Origin of the sequence: Pseudoalteromonas shioyasakiensis, assembly GCF_022398475.1 — a bacterium.
Taxonomy (GTDB): domain Bacteria; phylum Pseudomonadota; class Gammaproteobacteria; order Enterobacterales; family Alteromonadaceae; genus Pseudoalteromonas.
This window is the reverse complement of sequence record NZ_JAKEVM010000308.1, coordinates 1-632: the sequence shown is the minus strand read 5'-3', so window position 1 is coordinate 632 and position 632 is coordinate 1. Positions and strand designations below refer to the sequence as shown.

The following is a 632-nucleotide window of genomic DNA, read 5'->3' as shown; positions in this document are numbered from 1 at the left end:
CAAAAAAGCCCGACTCTTTCGAATCGGGCTTTCTCTTATTTGGAGCCTGGCGATGACCTACTTTCACATAGCAGCTGCTACACTATCATCGGCGCTGTTTCGTTTCACTACTGAGTTCGGCATGGGGTCAGGTGGGTCCAAAACGCTATTGTCACCAAGCAAAAGGCGTGGAAAGGATTCTCGACAAAGCGCGTAGCGCTTACGAGTCCTTTGCGCAAGGTGAACTGATTTCGCGTTAAGCGTTGCGGTTCACCCTACATAAATCTGGAATTCTGATATTAAGTAAATGTCTACTTTAGTAACTTAACTTCTGTCTGTTACGCTGTCATAAAACGCGTTTGGCGTTGTATGGTTAAGCCTCACGGGTAATTAGTACAGGTTAGCTTAATGGCTCACACCACTTCCACATCCTGCCTATCAACGTTGTAGTCTTCAACGGCCCTTCAGAGACTTTAAAAGTCTAGTGAGAACTCATCTCGAGGCCTGCTTCGCGCTTAGATGCTTTCAGCGCTTATCAGTTCCGAACGTAGCTACCGGGCAGTGCCATTGGCATGACAACCCGAACACCAGCGGTTCGTTCACTCCGGTCCTCTCGTACTAGGAGCAACCCCTCTCAATTCTCAAACGACGCC

At 48.4% G+C, this 632-nt stretch carries 2 rRNA genes; both read right to left on the bottom strand.

The annotated features are described in order from the left end of the window. Nucleotides 1-44: 44 nt before the first annotated feature. Nucleotides 45-159 (bottom strand): 5S ribosomal RNA (gene rrf / locus L1D51_RS21635). A gap of 189 nt (nt 160-348) precedes the next feature. Then, a 23S ribosomal RNA gene (locus L1D51_RS21630) occupies nt 349-632 on the bottom strand; the annotation flags it as partial.